This window comes from Luteimonas yindakuii (assembly GCF_004803715.2).
In the GTDB taxonomy this organism is placed as follows: domain Bacteria; phylum Pseudomonadota; class Gammaproteobacteria; order Xanthomonadales; family Xanthomonadaceae; genus Luteimonas; species Luteimonas yindakuii.
Genome location: NZ_CP039383.2, coordinates 47220 through 64903 on the forward strand (window position 1 = coordinate 47220; position 17684 = coordinate 64903).

11 protein-coding genes and 1 pseudogene are annotated in these 17684 nt (G+C 70.7%); 5 read left to right on the forward strand and 7 right to left on the reverse strand.

Annotated elements, in window-relative coordinates; genetic code table 11:
• Positions 1-4: 4 nt before the first annotated feature.
• Positions 5-1561, forward strand: coding sequence for a DNA recombination protein RmuC (locus E5843_RS00230; protein WP_136411464.1), 1557 nt, complete (start codon positions 5-7; stop codon positions 1559-1561).
• A 26-nt stretch (positions 1562-1587) separates the two neighbouring features.
• On the opposite strand, the gene E5843_RS00235 is transcribed toward E5843_RS00230, so the two are convergent.
• From E5843_RS00235 to E5843_RS00260, 6 genes are all read right to left on the reverse strand, one after another.
• Entirely contained in the window at positions 1588-2649 is a 1062-nt protein-coding gene (locus tag E5843_RS00235; protein WP_136411465.1) for an MlaA family lipoprotein, read from the reverse strand.
• Positions 2650-2689: 40 nt separating this feature from the next.
• Complete coding sequence (locus E5843_RS00240; protein ID WP_134675367.1) at positions 2690-2986, reverse strand: STAS domain-containing protein; 297 nt, start codon at positions 2984-2986, stop codon at positions 2690-2692.
• Positions 2970-3626: an MlaC/ttg2D family ABC transporter substrate-binding protein gene (locus E5843_RS00245; protein WP_136411466.1), complete on the reverse strand. Its 657-nt coding sequence runs from the start codon at positions 3624-3626 to the stop codon at positions 2970-2972. Before E5843_RS00245 ends, E5843_RS00240 begins: the two co-directional genes overlap by 17 nt.
• Entirely contained in the window at positions 3623-4141 is a 519-nt protein-coding gene (gene mlaD, locus E5843_RS00250) for an outer membrane lipid asymmetry maintenance protein MlaD (protein ID WP_134675365.1), read from the reverse strand. Before mlaD ends, E5843_RS00245 begins: the two co-directional genes overlap by 4 nt.
• An 89-nt stretch (positions 4142-4230) precedes the next feature.
• Positions 4231-4980: an MlaE family lipid ABC transporter permease subunit gene (locus E5843_RS00255; protein WP_134675364.1), complete on the reverse strand. Its 750-nt coding sequence runs from the start codon at positions 4978-4980 to the stop codon at positions 4231-4233.
• Positions 4980-5765, reverse strand: a complete 786-nt coding sequence (locus E5843_RS00260) for an ABC transporter ATP-binding protein (RefSeq protein WP_134675363.1) — start codon at positions 5763-5765, stop codon at positions 4980-4982. Before E5843_RS00260 ends, E5843_RS00255 begins: the two co-directional genes overlap by 1 nt.
• A 205-nt stretch (positions 5766-5970) precedes the next feature.
• Between E5843_RS00260 and recC the strand changes: the two genes are divergently transcribed.
• From recC to mgtE, 4 genes and pseudogenes are all read left to right on the forward strand, one after another.
• A complete protein-coding gene (recC, locus tag E5843_RS00265; RefSeq protein WP_141065533.1) occupies positions 5971-9342 on the forward strand; it encodes an exodeoxyribonuclease V subunit gamma in 3372 nt (1123 codons plus the stop codon).
• Between the two features lie 17 nt (positions 9343-9359).
• A pseudogene (locus E5843_RS00270) lies at positions 9360-13168 on the forward strand (UvrD-helicase domain-containing protein).
• Positions 13169-13209: 41 nt separating this feature from the next.
• Positions 13210-15354: an exodeoxyribonuclease V subunit alpha gene (recD, locus tag E5843_RS00275; protein WP_136412978.1), complete on the forward strand. Its 2145-nt coding sequence runs from the start codon at positions 13210-13212 to the stop codon at positions 15352-15354.
• 70 nt (positions 15355-15424) lie between these two features.
• Entirely contained in the window at positions 15425-16792 is a 1368-nt protein-coding gene (gene mgtE, locus E5843_RS00280) for a magnesium transporter (protein WP_208542757.1), read from the forward strand.
• A gap of 183 nt (positions 16793-16975) precedes the next feature.
• On the opposite strand, the gene E5843_RS00285 is transcribed toward mgtE, so the two are convergent.
• A complete protein-coding gene (locus tag E5843_RS00285; protein ID WP_136411468.1) occupies positions 16976-17488 on the reverse strand; it encodes an SRPBCC family protein in 513 nt (170 codons plus the stop codon).
• Positions 17489-17684: the final 196 nt, after the last annotated feature.

A 17684-nucleotide genomic window follows, 5' to 3' on the forward strand; every position in this document is an offset into this window, starting at 1 on the left:
TGCGATGAATGACGTCTCCCTGCTGCTGGTCCTGATCCTGCTCGCGGTAAGTGCCGCGGTGATCCTGTTGATAGTCCTGGTCCTGCGCCGCCCCGGTGCCGGCATGGACGCCATGCGTGAACGACTCGAGGCTGCCCTGCGTGAGGAGCAGCGCGAATCGCGGCTGGAGCTGCGTGCGCTGCTCGATGGCCTTTCCAGTGCACAGGAGCAGCGCATCGATGCGTTCGGATTGCGGCTCGATGCGCTGACCGAGCGGACCGAGTCGCGCCTTGGCGCCATGCGCGAAGCGATCAGTGAGGATGCGCGCAATGCGCGCGCGGAGTCGGCGCAGGCCCAGCAGCGCTTCGGTGCGCAGCTGTCGGAACGCATGGCCGACCTGACCGCACGTACCGACCAGCGCCTGGAGGGTTTCGGGCAGCGCCTCGAGGTCCTGCGGGCCACCCTTGGCGAGGACGCGCGCAAGGCGCGGCAGGAGAGTGGCGAGGCGCAACAGCGCATGGCCGAGGCGCTGGCCCAACGGTTGGCGGAGTCCGCACAGCGCAGCGAGCAGCGCCTGGTCGAGATGCGCTCGACGCTGGACCAGCAGCTGCAGCGCCTGCAGGCCGACAACGCCGACAAGCTCGAGCAGATGCGCGCCACCGTCGACGAGAAGTTGCAGACCACGCTGGAGACGCGCCTGGGTGCGTCGTTCAAGCTGGTGTCGGAACGGCTGGAACAGGTGCAGCGCGGACTGGGCGAGATGCAGCAGCTGGCCACCGGCGTCGGCGATCTGAAGCGCGTGCTGACCAACGTCAAGAACCGCGGCAGCTGGGGTGAGGTGCAGCTGGAAGGCATCCTCGAACAGACGCTGATCGCCGAACAGTACGCGCGCAGCGTGCGGGTGCGGCCGGAATCCGCCGAAGCCGTGGATTTCGCCATCCGCCTGCCCGGTCGCCAGGATGGCGATACGCCGGTGTGGCTGCCGATCGACTGCAAGTTCCCGCGCGAGGATTACGAGCGCCTGCTCGATGCGCAGGAACTCGGCGACGCCGAGGCGGTGCGCGTCTGCGGGGCGCAGCTGGAACGCGCGATCCGGATCCAGGCCAAGTCGATCTGCGAAAAGTACGTCTGCCCGCCGCACACCACCGATTTCGCGGTGATGTTCCTGCCGACCGAAGGGTTGTATGCGGAAACCATCCGCCGTCCCGGACTCACCGACGCACTGCAGCGCGACCACCGCATCGTGGTGGCGGGACCGACCACGGTGACCGCATTGCTCAACAGCCTGCAGATGGGCTTCCGCACGCTGGCGATCGAACACCGCTCGAGCGAGGTCTGGAAGCTGCTCGGCGCGGTGAAGAGCGAATTCGGCAAGTTCGCCGGCATCCTCGAAAAGGCCGAGAAGCAGATCAACACCGTCGGCAAGAGCCTCGGCGAAGCGAGCCGCAAGACCCGCACCATCGAGCGCCGCCTGCGCGGCGTCGAAACGCTGTCGCAGGACGAGTCGGAGGCGTTGCTGGTGGATGCCGGCATCGGGATCGACGCTGAAGAGCCCGACGATAGCGATGACGCCAGCAGCTGAGGCTGGCGTCATCCGCCACGCGTGCGTCAGTTGAGGGGGACGCCCGGGATGACCGGGATCGCGTCCGCCGGCACCGTCGGCAGTGCCTCGTCGTCGAGCAGATAGTCTGGGAGCGCGTCGTCGCCCTCCTGCGAGTCGCCGAAGATCTGGTACTGGCGGCGCTGCATCCAGGCATCGCGAATCAGCGCGTAATCATCGGCGGCGCCTTCGCGCATGCGATCGACGACGAACAGCTGCGTGCGCAGGTCGACCAGCTGCAGGCCCTGCAGCGCCCAGCGGGTCTGGTCGTCATTGAGTTGCCGGGTCGGCGACAGGGGCGCATCGCCGACGATGCCGAACGCATCGCGCAGCGTGCGCGGGCCGAACAGCGGCAGTTCGAGATAGCGCGAGTTCTGCCAGCCCCACACGCCCAGGGTCTGGCCGAAATCCTCGCTGCGGAATGGAATCTCGGCGTCGCTGGCCGGATCGAAGATGCCGCCGATGCCGAGCGTCGCGTTGACCACGAAGCGCCCCAGCGCCTGGCCGGCCTGCACCGGCTTGCCCTGCAGCAGCGCGTTGACCGCGCTCACCGGCTGGCCGAGGTTGTTGAAGAAGTTCGACACGCCAAGACGCATCGGGCGCGGCACCACCTTCATGTAGGCGGTGGCCAGCGGACGCGCGACCGTGCGGTCGATGGCATCGTTGACGCGGTGCATGCGGCGGTTGAAGGGCTCCCACGGGTCATAGCCGACCTGCATCTGCGCCGGGTCGGGCAGGGTGGGGTCGGCCACCGGGTCGTAGGGTTCCTCGCCGTAGAGCACGGCGTAATCGAGCTCGGCTTCGGTCGGCGCAAGCACCGGTTCGCCGCCGGTGTCGTCGCGGTACGCGCCCTCCTGCAGCGCGACATCGGCGGTCTCAGCATCCAGCATGCCGTCGTCGACCACCGGTGACGCTTGGGTGCCGGTGGCAGCGTCGACCGGTGCGGCCAGACCAGCAGGAAGCGCCACCGGTCGAGCGGAAGGTGCGGGCGCACGTGTGGTCTGTTGCCCACCCGCACAGGCGGCGAGCGACAACAGCAGGCAGGGAAGGAGAATGCGGGAGGGGGACATGGGGAATCCGTGCGTAACGCACCGCGGCGCCGGGGGAGGCTCAGGTGCGGCTGAAATCGAGATCCATCTGCATGCGATACGCGGCGCGCAACTCGGACAGGCCGTCCGGCGCGCCGTCGACCACCACGTCGCCACCGGTGCGCGCCGCGAGCTCCGACAGCAGCGCAAGTCCGGCACTGTCGATGCGCGTCACCGCGGCGAGGTCGAAGCGGCGCGCGCCATCGACCACGCGCAACGCCGCCGGCCACAGCCGCGCGACGTCGGCACGCAGCAACGGGCCAGCGAAAGCGAGGGCATCGCCTTCGCGACGCACGTGGGCGTCAGTCGACTGCGGCATCGGCCTGCAGCCGGCCGGCGCGCAGCTCGTTGGCGACCTGGCGGATCGACTTGTTCTGCAGCTCGCCGTCGAACTGGCGACGGAAGGTGCTGATGAAGCTCACGCCTTCGACCTGCACGTCGAACACCTTCCAGTTGCCGCCGGACTGGCGCATCAGGTAATCGACCGGGATCGGGTCGCCGCCCTGGCGCAGCAGTTCGCTCGACACCTTGACGCCCAGCCCGCGCGGCAGCGCCGACTCCGACTTGATGCGCACGCGCAGGCGGGTGTTGAAGTCGAGCAGCGAGTTGCCGTAACGGCGCAGCAGGTTTTCGGCCAGCGCATCGGCGAACAGCTTCACGTCGGCATCGTCGGCGCCACGGCCATGGCGGCCCAGCACCTGGCGCGCCGCGTAATCGCGGTCGAACATGGTGTCGAACTCGCGCTGGACGAACGCTTCGAGCTTGGAACGGTCGCGGCCGAACTCGGCGCGGCGGCTCTCGAGCTCGCCGAGGATGCGCGTGGTGTTGTCGAGCACCAGGCGGCTCGGCGTGCCCTGTGCCTGCGCTGCAGCGGCGGGAGCCTGCTGTGCGTGGACAAGTGCAGGGGTGCCGGCCAGCAGGCCGGCGGCAAGGGCGATTGCGATCAACGAACGGGTCATGGGGTGTCCTCGCTGGGGGCGGGCGGGGTTGCGTCTTCGGCGGCGGCGTCGCCGCCGGGTCCACTGAACATGTAGCGTCCGACCATCTGCATCAGGTCGACGGCGGGCGACGTGAAGGCGATCTCCTCGCCCGGCTGCAGGCTTTCCATGTCGCCGCCCGGCTGCAGGTCGACATAGGCCTCGCCGAGCAGGCCGCCGGTGAGGATCGAGGCGGACGTGTCCACCGGCATCTCGTGGTAGCGGCGGTCGATGGCCAGGGTGGCGACGGAATCGAACCGCAACGGGTCGAGTTCGATCTTCGCCACCCGGCCGATGGTCACGCCGCCCACCCGCACCGGCGCCTGCGTGCGCAGCTGGCCGATGTTGCTGAAGCGCGCGGTCAGCTCGTAGGTGTTGGTGGTGAAGCCGAAGCGGTTGTTGGTGGACGCGATCGCCAGCACCAGCAGCGATGCCAGCGCCAGCAGCAGGAACGCACCGACCGCGAATTCGAGACGTGGACCACGTGTGCTGCTCATCGGCGGCTACCCATCTGCATGCTTCCCATGTGGATGCTTCTCATCTCGGTGTCACCTTGTGCATTGCGCGTCATGGTTCCCGCCGTCGCTCAACGGAACAGGAACGCGGACAGGACGAAGTTGAACATCAGCACCAGCAGCGAGGCGTTCACCACCGCGCGGGTGGTCGCCACCGAGGTGCCTTCGATGGTCGGCTCGGCGTGGTAGCCGACGTACGAGGCCACCAGCGCCGCCGTACCGCCGAACACCGCGGACTTCAGGAAGGCGTTGAGGAAGTCGTCGCGGAAATCCACCGCGTCGCGCATCGCCTGCCAGAAGGTGCCGTTGTCGATGCCGAGGATCTGCACGCCCTGGAACCAGCTCGCCGCCAGCGCGAACGTGCAGAAGAAACCGGTCAGCAGCGGCACCGTCAGCACCGCCGCCCAGAACCGCGGCGACACCGTCTTGGCCACCGGATCGATCGCCATCAGCCCGAGCGCGGTGATCTGGTCGGTGGCGCGCATCAGGCCCAGTTCGGCTGCGATCGACGAACCGGCACGGCCGACGAACAGCAGCGCGGTCAGCACCGGCGCCAGCTCCCGGTACAGGCCCAGGCCGATGAGGATGCTCACCTGGTCCGACGCGCCATAGGTTTCGAGCGCGCGATGGCCGAGCAGGGTCAGCGACAGCCCGACAAAGGCGCCACCGACCGCGATGATCGGCAGCGTGCGCGCACCGATCTTGTAGATCTCGCGCAGCAGCTCGGCGAAGAAGTCGGCGGTCGGTTTCGATGCACGCAGCACCGACAGCGAGAACAGCCCGGCGCGGCCGAGCGAGCGGATCGAGGCGACCACGGGCATCACGCCACCTCCCGTTGCGGCGCGTCGAAGGCGATCGGGCCATCCGGGCGGCCGTCCAGGAACTGGCGCACCAGCGGATCGGTGGTCTGCTGCAGTTCCGCGGGCGTGCCGCTGAAGACGATGCGGCCGTCGGCGATCACCAGCGCGCGGTCGGCCACCGGCAGCGTCTCGTGCACGTGGTGGGTGACGATGATGCTGGTCAGGCCGAGGCTGGCGTTGAGGCGCGCGATCAGGGACATGATCACGCCCGAGGCGATCGGATCGAGCCCGGTCAGCGGCTCGTCGTAGATCATCAGCGGCGGGTCGAGTGCCAGCGCACGCGCCAGCGCCACGCGCCGCGCCATGCCGCCCGACAGCTCGCGTGGATAGAGATCGGCCGCCGCGCGCAGGCCCACCGCATGCAGCTTCATCTCGACCAGCCGCGCGATCACCGGCGCCGGCAGCTTCGTGTGCATGCGCAGGGGCAGCGCGACGTTTTCGGCCGCGGTGAGGTCGGTCAGCAGGCCGTTGCCCTGCAGCAGCACGCCGATCGACTTGCGTGTTTCCAGCAGCTCGCGCTGGCGCTGCGGCAACGGGCGGCCGAAGACATCGACGCTGCCCTGCGATGCACGCAACTCACCGGTCAGCGCCGCCAGCAGCGTCGACTTGCCGGAGCCCGACGGCCCCAGCACCGCGGTGACCGAACCGGTCGGCACCAGCAGGTCGATGCCGGACAGGATCGTGCGCCCGCCCCGTTGGAGACGGACGTCGCGCAGGTGCACGGCGGGGGCGTTGGGTTCGGGCATGCGTCGACCGGGAATGGCGCAAGCGCCGGGCAGCAAAACCCCGGCAGCTTCACGCAGAAGGGCTGAATCTTAACCGATCGACTGAACTGGTGAGTTCAGAAACTGCTCCATCGCTGTACGGGTCAATGCCATCCATTCATACGCACGTGCGCACCCTCGACCGCCTGTCGCGCCGCTCGCGACAGGCGTCCGGCATCATGGCGCGATGACCGGCCAGCACGGCGATATCCGCCTCTATCATTCCAACGCGCTCGAGATCCTGGCCGGCATCCTTGCGCGGATCCTGCGCGACCCCGCACCCGGGCAATCGCTGCTCACACCCGACGTGGTGCTGATCCCGCAGGTGGCCATGCGGCGCTGGCTGCAGGCGACACTGGCCGCCGAACACGGCGTCGCTGCGAACATCGAGTTCCTGACGCCGGGCGAATTCGTTGGCCGCGCGCTCGCGGCCAATCCGCCGGCCCGCAGCGACGACGGCGGCAGCCGCGACGAACTCGATGCCGCGGCGCTGCGCTGGCACCTGTATGCCGCACTGACCGATCGCACGTTCCTGGCGGCGCCGGCGCTGGCGACGATCGCCGCGCATGTCGCCGGGCCGGATCCATTACGGGCCTGGGCGCTGGCCGGCGAACTGGCCTCGGTGTTCGAGAAGTACCAGGCGTGGCGTCGCGACTGGCTGCTGCGCTGGGAAGCCGGTGCCGATGCCGACGATCCGCAGGCGATCCTGTGGCGCCGTGTCGCCGGCGGCCGCCAGCACCGCGCACGCCGTATCCAGCATTACCTCGACCGCTTCGGTGCTGCCGATGGCGCATTGCCGGCCGGCCTGCCGACGCGGCTGTCGGCATTCGCCACCCTCAATGTCTCGCCGGATGTGCTGCGGGTGATCGCCACCCAGGCGCGGGTCGGCACGCTGCACATGTTCGTGCCGTCACCGGCAAAGGATTACTGGGGCGACCTGCAGCGCGTGCGTGCCGGCCAGGCGGTCGACGACAGCGAGAATCCGCTGCTGCAGCGCTGGGGTGCCGCCGGCGTCGACTTCATGCGGGTGATCGGCGGCTACGAGGTCGTGCACGCCTCGGCCGATTTCGACGTGCATGTGGACCCGGGCGAGGGTGGCGGTGGCCTGCAGGGCAGCCTGCTGCGGCGGTTGCAGTCGGACCTGTTCCATCGTCGTGGCGCACCGCTTGCGCCGCTGCGTGACGCCGTGGACCGTGCCGACCCTAGCCTGCAGCTGCACGCCTGCCACACCCGCCTGCGCGAGCTGCAGGTGCTGCACGACCAGCTGCGCGGCCTGTTCGACGACCTCCGTTTCGATCCGCCGCTGCAGCCGCGCGAGGTCGCGGTGCTGGCGCCGGACATCGATCCCTACCTGCCCTACCTCGAGGCGGTGTTCGGCAATCGCGGCCAGGCCGATGCGATTCCGTATGCGCTGGCCGATGCCAGCCCGCTGGCCAACGAGCCCCTGGCCGAGGTGTTCCTGCGCCTGCTGGCGCTGCCGGTGTCGCGCTTCGGCCTGCACGAGATGCTGGACCTGCTGGCCAGCCCGGCACTGGCCGATGCCAACGGGCTGGATGCACCGGCGTTCGAACGGCTGCAGGTCTGGCTGTCGGATGCGGGCGCGCGCTGGGGCATCGACGCCGCGCATCGCGCGACCCTCGATGCACCCGCCGACGACGCCTACACCTGGGCGTTCGCGCTCGACCGGCTGCTGCTGGGCCATGCCACCGGCGACGATGCGCCGGTCGCCATGGCCGATGGCCGGATGGTCGCGCCGCTGCCGGAACTGGAAGGCAGCGCACTGGATGCGCTCGATACCCTGTTGCGGCTGCTGCGCGTGCTGGCACGCAACGCCACCGTGCTGGCTGCGGCGATGCCGCCGGCGCAATGGCGCGAACGCCTGATCGAACTGCTCGGCGCGCTGCTGCCGCGGCCACCGTCGAATCCGGCCACGCAACGTGCGCTCGATCGCCTGCGCAGCCTCGTCGATGCGTTCGCCAGCGATGCACGGCGCGCGGGCTTCGATGCGCCGGTGCCGGCGGAAGCGGTGCGCGCGCATTTCGCCGCGGCGCTGGCCGAGGCCGACATCCGCGCGCCGTTGCTGACCGGTGGCATCAGCGTCGCGCGCATGGTGCCGATGCGCCTGCTGCCGTTCCGGGTGATCTGCGTGCTCGGCATGAACGATGGCGATTTCCCGCGACGCGATCCCGCCGCCGGCCTCAATCGCCTGACCGCCGACCTCGGCAGCGGGCAGCGCCGCATCGGTGACCGCTCCACCCGCGAGGACGACCGCTTCCTGTTCCTGCAGCTGTTCGCCGCCGCGCAGGATGTGTTCTATGTCAGCTGGCAGGGTGCCGACCCGCGCGATGGCAGCGCACGCGAGCCCTCGGTGCTGGTGTCCGAACTCATCGATGTCGCACGTGCCCAGCACGTGGACGATGCCGATGCCGGGGCGCTGGTGGTGCGACATCCGCTGCAGCCGTTCGCGTCGTCCGCGTTTGGCAGCGCCGACGAGCCGCGGCGTTTCTCGTACCACGCATCGTGGTGGCCGGCAGCCGCGCAGCCCACGCAGAAGCGCACGCCGCTGCCGGTGTGGTTCGACACGTCCGCGCTGGAGGCCATCGGCGACGCGGATCCCGGCACGCTGTCGCTCGACGAACTGCGGCGCTTCCTGCAGGCACCTGCGGAAGCCTTCCTGCGCCAGCGCCTCGGCCTGCGCCTGGCCGAGGTGGAGGCGCTCGACGACGACGTCGAGCCGCTGCTGGCGCCGGGCCGCGGATACCCGCGCCAGCTGTTGCAGAAAGCGGTGTTCGACGCGGTGCTGCGCGGTGACGACGACAGCCGTACCCATGCGCTGCTGCGTGCACGCGGACTGCTGCCGTCGGGCGCGCTGGGACGGCGTACGCTGGAGCAGGTGCGGGCGCAGGTGGATGCCTATGCCGCGGCGTTCCGCGACTGGCGCGGCGCCGCCACGCCGGATGCGCCGCGGCTGGAGGCCGCGATCGACGGCGTCACCCTGCACGGCCGCATCGCCGAGGTGTATCCGCATGGCATCGCACGCGTGCGCTTCGATCCGCCGGCCGGACAGTCGGCGATCCGCAACGGCCTCGACTGGCTGCTGGCCAGCGCCGCCGGGCAGTCGGCGCCGCTGGTGGAGTTCCACGACGGCGGCGAGCTCGGCGTCGGCCCGCACCAGCGTGCGCCACTCGATCCCGAGCAGGCGCGCGACGTGCTGCACACGCTGACGGCCCTGCGCAGCGCCGGCCTGCGTCGTCCGCTGCCGTTCGCGCCGTACAGCGGCTGGGAGCTGTACCGCGCCGGCAATCTCGAACGCGGCCTGGACCTCGCGGCAAAGCGCTGGCACGGCAGCGACCGCAGCTGGGGCGAAGGCACCGGCGAAGCGCTGCGGCTGGCGTTGCGCGGCCGCGATCCCTTCACCGATGACGCCACCCAGGTCGCCTTCGTCGACCTCGCGATGGCGATCTATTCCGCGGTGGTCGCTGGCGAGGTCTACGGCGGCACCGACCTTGCTGCGTTGCGCGACATCGCCGCAAAACTCGACCTGGAGGATGCGGAATGACGGAGGCCAGTGGCGCCATGCACGCATCGCCGCGCGATCCCTACCTCGACCTCGCGCTGGATGGCGTGCATGCCATCGAGGCCTCGGCCGGTACCGGCAAGACCTTCACCCTGGCCACGCTGGTGGTGCGCCTGGTGGTGGAGCGCGGCCTGCGCGTGGGCCAGGTGCTGGCGGTCACCTTCACCGAGGCCGCCACCCAGGAACTGCGCAGCCGCATCCGTGCGCGCCTGCTGCTGGCCGGCGAACTCGTCGGTACGTCGCCAGCGGCGGATGCGTCTGCGGATGCACTGCTGACCCACGCCGTGCTCGCGTCGCACCTCGAACGCGGCAGCGAAAGTGCCGATGCCCTGCGCCGGCGGCTGCAGATCGCGGCCAACGACATCGACCTCGCGGCGATCTTCACCATCCACGGCTTCTGCACCCGGGTGCTGCGTGACCATGCGCTCGAGGTCGGCCAGGCCTTCGATGCACCGGGACTGCTTACCAGCGACGTACCGCTGTACGAGGCGATCGCCGCTGATCTCTGGCGTGCGCATGGTCGCGATGCCGACAGCGCCGATGACCTGCTGGCGCTGTGGCCAGGCGGCCCGCAGGCGCTTGCGTGCGACCTGCCGCCGCTGGTGCGCGAAGCGGTGCTGCGTCCTGCGTTGGCCGAGCTGCCGGACGACCCCGCGCCGCGCCTGCAGACCAGCGGCGAAGCCCTGGCGGCCGCGTTCCGCGCCCACGGCGACGATTTCCGTGCCTCGCTGGTGGCGGCGGTGGAAGGCAAGGTGCTGCACGGCGGCAGCTACAGGGCCGCGTGGATCGCCGAACTGTTCGATGGCCTGAAGCAGTGGTGCGATGCCGGCACGCGCGATGCACCGTTCGAGCACGCGAAGCTGCCGCAGCTCACGCGCGACACCCTGCAGCTGCGCACCAGCGTCAAGCACGCGGGTCGTACGCCCGATTCGCCGGTCTGCGACGCGGTGCCGGCCTACCTCGATGCGCTCACCGCGATGGCGGAGTGGAAGGACGCACGTCGCGTCGAGCTGCTGCACCGCCTGCGCGACGATGCCCGCGTGCGCGTGGCGCGCGCCAAGCAGCAGCAGCGCGTGCAGACCTACGACGACCTGATCGACCACGTTGCCGATGCCATCGACGGCCCGCAGGCCGGTGCGCTGGTCGGGCGCCTGCGCGCGCAGTATGCGGTGGCGCTGGTCGACGAGTTCCAGGACACCGATGCGCGCCAATGGCGCATCTTCGACCATGTGTTCGGTGCTGCCAGCGCGACCCTGCATGGACAGCCGCCGGCACTGTTCGTGATCGGTGATCCCAAGCAGGCGATCTACGGTTTTCGCGGTGGCGATGTCGAAACCTATCTCGCCGCGCGCGCGACCGCGGCGGAGGCGCCGCCGCTGGCGCAGAACTTCCGCTCGCGCCCTTCGGTGCTGCGCGCGGTGTCGGCGCTGTATGCGCAGGCGCAGGCGGCGGCCGGCGCGGACGCGAAGGTCGCGCCGCCCTTCATCGACGCGCGCATCTGTTTCCGCGAGGTCGCACCGGGCGGCGTGCGCGCCGATGCCGACTTCCAGCGCCATGGCAGCGATGCGCCCGCACTCACCCTGTGGCGCGCGCCACTACCGTCGCCCGACGACAAGGGCAGGGTGAAGCCGTACAACGCCAGCCATTCGCGCGAGCTCGCCACCCACGCCTGCGTGGCCGCCATCCACCGCGTGCTCTGTGATGCACGCGACGGCAACGCCAGCATCGAGGGCCGCCCGGTGCAGCCCGGCGACATCGTGGTGCTGGTGCGTTTGCACCACGAGGCCACGCGCATCCGCCAAGCACTGGCGATGGCCGGCATCCCCGCCGTCGCCGCCGGCAAGCAGAGCCTGTTCGCCACGCCCGAAGCGCGCGACCTGCATGCGCTGCTGCTCGCCCTGCTGCATGGTGCCGACGACGGCCGCCTGCGCATGGCGCTGTCGACGGTTCTGTTGGGTCTCGACGCCGGTGCGATCGCCGCCCTCGACGAGGACGGCGACGCACTGCGTGGTTGGCAGATGGCCGCACTGGCCTGGCGCGACCGCCTGCAGCGCGGTGGCCCGCTCGCGCTGGTCACCGCCCTGTGCGCCGAATACGCCGCGCGCCTGCTCGGCCTGCTCGACGGCGAGCGCCGGCTCACCAACTACCTGCAGCTCGCCGAGCTGCTGCAGGACGCGCAGTCGCGTGCGCTCGGCCTGCATGGGCTGGTCGACTGGTTGGCGAACGCCATCGCCGATGCCAACGCCAACGACGAAAGCCAGCTGCTGCGGCTGGAATCCGATGCGAAGCGCGTGCAGGTGGTCACCCTGCACAAGAGCAAGGGCCTGGAATACCCGCTGGTGTTCATGCCGTTCGCGGCCATCGGCTCGCCGGCGCGCAGCCCCGGTTGCCGCGCCGTGGTGAACGGCGAGGGCGGACGCGCGCTGCACTGGAAGCTGCTGCCAGCGCATTCCGGCTGGGAAGTCGCGAAGGACGCCTGGGCCGTTGCGCAGCGCGCCGAGGATGCGCGCCTGCTGTATGTCGGCCTCACCCGCGCGCGGCACGCGCTGTGGCTGGCCATTGGCATGTTCTGCAACCACGACAGGTCGCCGTTGCTGCAGATGGTGGCGAAGCCGGACGCGCTTGCCGCCGCACTGGGTGATGCGGTCGCCATCGACGACAGCACGCCGCCGACATCGCTGCCATGGTTGCCACCCGCATCCCCCGATGCGGTACCGCCCGCGCGCATCGCCACGCGCACGCTGGCCAGCGACTGGTGGGTCTACAGCTTCACCCAGCTCGCCAACGCCGAAGGGCAGGGTGATGCCACGGCAAGCGCCACCCAGCCCGCCGCCGGCGGCCTGGACGAACCGGTCGCCGATGTCGACGTCGACGCAACCACCGACGTCTTCGACCCGCGCTTTGCCGGCCCGCGTTTCGGCGTGGTGCTGCACGACGTGCTGGAGCGCACCGACTTCGCGTGCTGGTCTGCATGGAAGCATGGCGCGCCGGCACCCACTCCGGACGACGCCGCGCTGATCGCCGAGCGGCTGCGCGCCGGTGGCTACCCGGGCGAGGACATCGACGACGGCATCAACCTGCTCACCCCGCTGGTCGGCCACACCCTCACGGTGGCGCTGCCCGAAGGCGTGCGCCTGGCCGACGTGCCGACGGAGCAGCGTCGCCCGGAGATCGAGTTCCAGTTCGCGCTTGCGCCCACGCGCGTCGATGCGCTGCTGGTGCTGCTGCATCGCCATGGCCTGCTCACCGCACGCCAGGGCTTCGGCGCGCGTCGGCGGCTGGAAGGCCTGATGACCGGCCTGATCGACCTCACCTACGTGCACGACGGCCGCTGGTACGTGCTCGACTACAAGAGCAACCGCCTGCCCGGGTACGGCCGCGCGCAGCTCGACGAGGCGATGGCGCACAGCGAGTACGACCTGCAGGCGCTGATCTACACCCTGGCCCTGCACCGCTGGCTGCGCTTCCGCCTCGGCGACGAATACGACTACGCGCGCGACTTCGGCGGCGTGCGCTACCTGTTCTGTCGCGGGTTGGATGCCACCTGCGCAACGACGGGCAGGGCGTGCAGGCCTGGCGCTTCGAAGCGGAACTGGTGCACGCGCTCGATGCGTTGTTCGCCGGCCAGGTGCATCCAGAGCAAGCCGCACTGGAAGCCATCTCCCGCCCACGGGGCGAAGCGGCGCGGTTGCGAGCCACCGGCGCGCGCGCCGATGACCGCCCGGGCAGCGACGCGCGGGCCGGGGCGCGGAGCAGCGGCAGGAGTGAGGGCACGCGGGAGCCGCGCCAGGACAGGACGCGCACATGACCACCACCCTGCCGTTGCTTACGGAACGCCAGCCGACCGACATGACCACCGCCCCCGCCGCGGCGCCATCGCAGGCAGCGCGGGCCGCCGGCCTGCTGCAGCAACTGACCAGAGCCGGGGCCCTGCGCACGCTCGACCATGCCCTGGCGCAGAGCCTGCGCCGGCTCGATCCGGACACGCCCGATACCGTGCTTGCCGCCGCCGCCCTCGCCTCGCTGGCCGTCGCCTCCGGCCATGCCGGCTTCGATCCCAGCGAACCGCAGCGCCTGGTCGACGCAGCGGTCGGCTGGCCCGCGCCCGACGCCTGGCGCGATGCGCTGCAGACCTCGCGCTGGGTCGCGACGCCGGCCGCGGGCGACGCCGCGTCCGCCGCCGACGCCCCGCTGGTGTACGAACACGGCCTGGTCTATCTGCGCCGCTACCGCGAATACGAACGCCGCCTCGCCGATGGCCTGCGCCGTATCGGCCGCGCATCGCCCGCAGGTACGGCGGACCGCTCCGATCGCCGTGGTATCGCGGCGACCCCCGGGGTTCCCGCCGGGCTGGCACCGCTGTTCGCCTGCCTGTTCCCTGCCGTCCCTTCTCCCGCCGAGCGGGAGAAGGTGCCCCCGACGGGGGCGGATGAGGGCGCTCCCATCGACCACCAGTCCCGCGCCGCCGCCGCCGCGCTCGGCCACAACCTGCTGCTGGTCACCGGCGGCCCCGGCACCGGCAAGACCACCACCATCACCCGCATGCTGGTGCTGCTGGTCGCGCAGGCGCAGGAAGCCGGCAAGGCGACGCCGCGCATCGCTCTCGCAGCGCCCACCGGACGCGCGGCCGAACGCATGGCCGAAAGCGTGCGCACTGCCGTACAGGCGCTGCCCGCGCTCGGCGTGGAACCTGACCTGTGCGCGCAACTGCCCACCACCGGCACCACGCTGCACCGCCTGCTCGGCACCATCCCGGACTCGCCGCGCTTCCGCCACCACGCCGACAACCCGTTGCCGTTCGACGTGGTGGTGGTGGACGAAGCCTCGATGATCGACCTGCCGCTGATGGCCAAACTGGTCGAGGCCGTGCCCGACGGTGCGCGCCTGGTGTTGCTGGGCGATCCCGACCAGCTGCCCTCGGTGGAAGCAGGCGACGTGCTCGCCGGCATCCTCTCCGCCGCGCGCAGTGCGACCGATGACGCTGCCCCCGACCCGGCTGCCGCTGCACTTGTTGCCATCTCCGCCGCCGCTGCGCCGGTCGGCCCCTCTGCCGCCGCTGCACATGCCGACACCTCTCCCGCCCGCGGGAGAGGTCGCGCCGAAGGCGCGGGTGAGGGCGCTCTGCCATCAGCCGCCACGGCACCCAACTTCCCCGCTCGCCATATCCACCTCACCCGTGGCTACCGCCAGAGCGCCTCCCTCGACCTCGCCCCGCTCGCCGCCGCCGTGCGCGAAGGCGACAGCGCCACCGCGCTGTCACTGCTGCGCAGCGGCGAGCTGTCCGGCGTGCATCTCCACGAAGGCGACACCGATCCGCTGCAGTCGCACCGCGACCATCTGCTCGAACACTGGACCGCGCTTGCCGACGGCAACGACCCCGCCAACGCGCTCGCCCGCGCCGGCCGACTGCGCATCCTTACCGCCGTACGCGAAGGCCCGCAGGGCGCGCGCGGGCTCAACGCCCGTATCGAGGACCTGCTGGCCGGCACCCGCCGCGGCGCTGGCCCTGCATCCACCGCCAGCCGCTACTTCCATGGCCGCCTGCTGCTGGTCACCGAGAACAGCTACCGGCACCGGCTGTTCAACGGCGACATCGGCATCTGTCTGCGCGATGACGGCGGCACGTTGATGGCGTGGTTCCCCGGCGACGATCCGCACAACCCGCGGCCGTTCCATCCGGCGGCGCTGCCCGCGCACGACAGCGCCTTCGCGATGACCGTGCACAAGGCGCAGGGCAGCGAGTTCGACGCGGTGTGGCTGGTGCTGCCGGAACGCTTCAACCGCGTGCTGTCGCGGGAGCTGGTCTACACGGGGATGACGCGGGCGCGCAGCGTGTTGCACGTGGCCGGCAGTGCCGACGTCATCACCGAAGCACTGGCGCGGCATGCCGGGCGGTGGTCGGGGCTTGGCTGGCGACTGGGGGCGAACGCAGATGCGTCCGTGCATGACACGCCCGCCACTGTCGACGGCACCATGCAGGGCAGCCTGTTCTGATCCGTTCCGGTAGCCCTGCCTCCGGGACGCATCGATGATCGAAACTCGCAATCCGCTCCTCGGGCCCCGCTTGGCCCACACCGACAGGCCCTTCGACCCCGAGCAGGCGGCTCGCGAGATCCGCCGCTGCCTCGACCGCGATGACTGCGGCCTGCTGGAAACCTGGCTTGCCGATGCCTTGGCCGCGGACGTGGCCGAAGCCTTCGCCCACCTCGAGCCAGCGCACGCGGCGCGCGCGCTGCAACTGATCGCGCCCGCCGAGCGCGCCTTCGTGTTCGGCTACCTGCCGCTGTCGGCACAGTCGGAGCTCATCGCCGAGCTGCCGCGCGCCGCGCTGACCGAACTGCTCGAGCGCATGCCGGCCGACGTGCGCGCCGATCTCTTCAACCACCTGCCGCCTGCCGTGCGCGACCAGGTGCTGCCGGCGCTGGCCCAGGCCGAACGCGAGGACATCCGCCGCCTGAGTGCCTACGGCGCCGACACCGCCGGCGCGATCATGACCTCCGACTACGCCGCGCTGCCGCCGGGGTTGACCGCGCGCGAGGCGGTGGAGGAACTGCGCCGCGTCGCGCCCGATACCGAGACGATCTACACCGCCTACGTGATCGATGCCGGGCGCCGGCTGATCGGCGTCACCACGCTGCGGCGGCTGATCACCGCCGCACCCGACGCCCTGGTCTCGGAACTGATGCAGGCCAACCCGATCGTTGCCCACGTCGACGACGACCAGGAAACCGTGGCCACGCTGATCGGCCGCTACGACTTCATCGCCCTACCGATCCTCGACGGCGAAGGCCGGCTGGTCGGCATCGTCACCGCCGACGACGCGATGGACGTGGTCCGTGACGAGGCCACCGAGGACGCACTGCTGGCCGGCGGTACCGCGGGCCGGTTGGCCGGCACGGTGCGCGGCGCGTCGATCCGCCAGCTCTACCGGCTGCGCGTGTTCTGGCTGGTGCTGCTGGTGTTCGGCAACATCTTTTCCGGTGCCGGCATCGCCCATTTCGAGGACACCATCGCCGCGCACCTCGCGTTGCTGTTCTTCCTGCCGTTGCTGATCGCAAGCGCCGGCAATGCGGGTTCGCAGTCGGCGATGCTGATGGTGCGCGCGCTGGCTACCGGCGACGTGCGCGCGCAGGACTGGAGCCGCATGCTCGGCCGCGAAGTGCTGGTGGCCGGCCTGCTGGGGCTGACGATGTCGGTGGCGATCTCGCTGATCGGCGCGTGGCGCGGCGGGCCGGACATCGCGGTAGTGGTGGCGATCACGATGCTGATCGTGGTGCTGGTGGGCAGCCTGATCGGCATGTCGCTGCCGTTCCTGCTGTCGAAGCTGCGGCTGGATCCCGCCACCGCCAGCGGCCCGCTGGTCACCTCCATCGCGGACGTCGCCGGCGTGCTCGTGTACTTCGGCATCGCGAGCGCGTTGCTGGGGCCGTGAGCGTTGCGGCCTACCCGCATCCGCAGCCTGCCGGAAATGTGACGCTTTCCACATCGCGCGGCCCGCGCCAAGGTGCGGCAGGGGACGGGGAAACGCATGGGACGCGGCCGCAAGACCACGATGGATGATCTTTCCGGCATGCCGTGGCCGGTCCGCAAGAGGATGAGCATTCGTCGTAACCGCTCAACGGTTGTCACTGCCCTCCACCAGCATCTCCGCCATCCGCGCCTCCGCCTCCGCATGCAGCGCCCAGAAGTCCGCCACGCCTTCGCCGCGGATGCGTCGTTCCAGAACGGCCAGGTGCGCATGCCAGCCGCCGCCGAAGTTGAGCGCGTCGCTGCGGCCGCGCAGGCCGGTGTGGGTCAGCACCAGACGCGTCCTGCCGTTGCCGGCGTCGTCGAGTTCGATAGTGACTTCACCGGCGTCACCGTTCTCCCAGGTGAAGGCGAGCACGTGGGGCGGTTCGCAGCGGGTGATGCGTTCGCTCCAGCTGTGGCCGACGTAGGGGCGGTAGCGCTCCGGCGTGGGCACGTCGCGGTCGGAGAGCCGGTCGTGGTCCATGGTGAGGCCGATGCTGCCGCCCACCCTGGCATCGGTGGGCCCGGCCATGAACCAGCGCGCGCGCAGCTCGGGGTCCACCAGGTACTGCCAGACCCTGTCCACGGGCGCGTCCAGCAGCCGCTCGAAGCGCAGCATGGCAGGGGTGACCTGGTCGGTGTGCCGGGTGTCAGTCGTGGGTGTCCTCCTTGCGGGGTTTGCGTGGCGCGCGTGCACGGGGGGCGCGGCGTTGTCCGTTCCGCGAGGCGCTCAATTGGCGGACCGGGGTGACTTCGGCGACACGCCTGGCGCCATTCGCCGATGAACGGGGAGCACGACCCGGCGGCGTGGCACC

What these genes read in the sequence shown, in the direction of transcription:
- E5843_RS00255 (WP_134675364.1), bottom strand. Translation starts at nt 4,980, where the DNA reads ATGCCCGTGGTCGCCTCGATCCGCTCGCTCGGCCGCGCCGGGCTGTTC.
- mlaD (WP_134675365.1), bottom strand. Translation starts at nt 4,141, where the DNA reads ATGAGCAGCACACGTGGTCCACGTCTCGAATTCGCGGTCGGTGCGTTC.
- E5843_RS00245 (WP_136411466.1), bottom strand. Translation starts at nt 3,626, where the DNA reads ATGACCCGTTCGTTGATCGCAATCGCCCTTGCCGCCGGCCTGCTGGCC.
- E5843_RS00240 (WP_134675367.1), bottom strand. Translation starts at nt 2,986, where the DNA reads ATGCCGCAGTCGACTGACGCCCACGTGCGTCGCGAAGGCGATGCCCTC.
- E5843_RS00230 (WP_136411464.1), top strand. Translation starts at nt 5, where the DNA reads ATGAATGACGTCTCCCTGCTGCTGGTCCTGATCCTGCTCGCGGTAAGT.
- recC (WP_141065533.1), top strand. Translation starts at nt 5,971, where the DNA reads ATGACCGGCCAGCACGGCGATATCCGCCTCTATCATTCCAACGCGCTC.
- E5843_RS00235 (WP_136411465.1), bottom strand. Translation starts at nt 2,649, where the DNA reads ATGTCCCCCTCCCGCATTCTCCTTCCCTGCCTGCTGTTGTCGCTCGCC.
- recD (WP_136412978.1), top strand. Translation starts at nt 13,210, where the DNA reads ATGACCACCGCCCCCGCCGCGGCGCCATCGCAGGCAGCGCGGGCCGCC.
- E5843_RS00285 (WP_136411468.1), bottom strand. Translation starts at nt 17,488, where the DNA reads ATGCTGCGCTTCGAGCGGCTGCTGGACGCGCCCGTGGACAGGGTCTGG.
- E5843_RS00260 (WP_134675363.1), bottom strand. Translation starts at nt 5,765, where the DNA reads ATGCCCGAACCCAACGCCCCCGCCGTGCACCTGCGCGACGTCCGTCTC.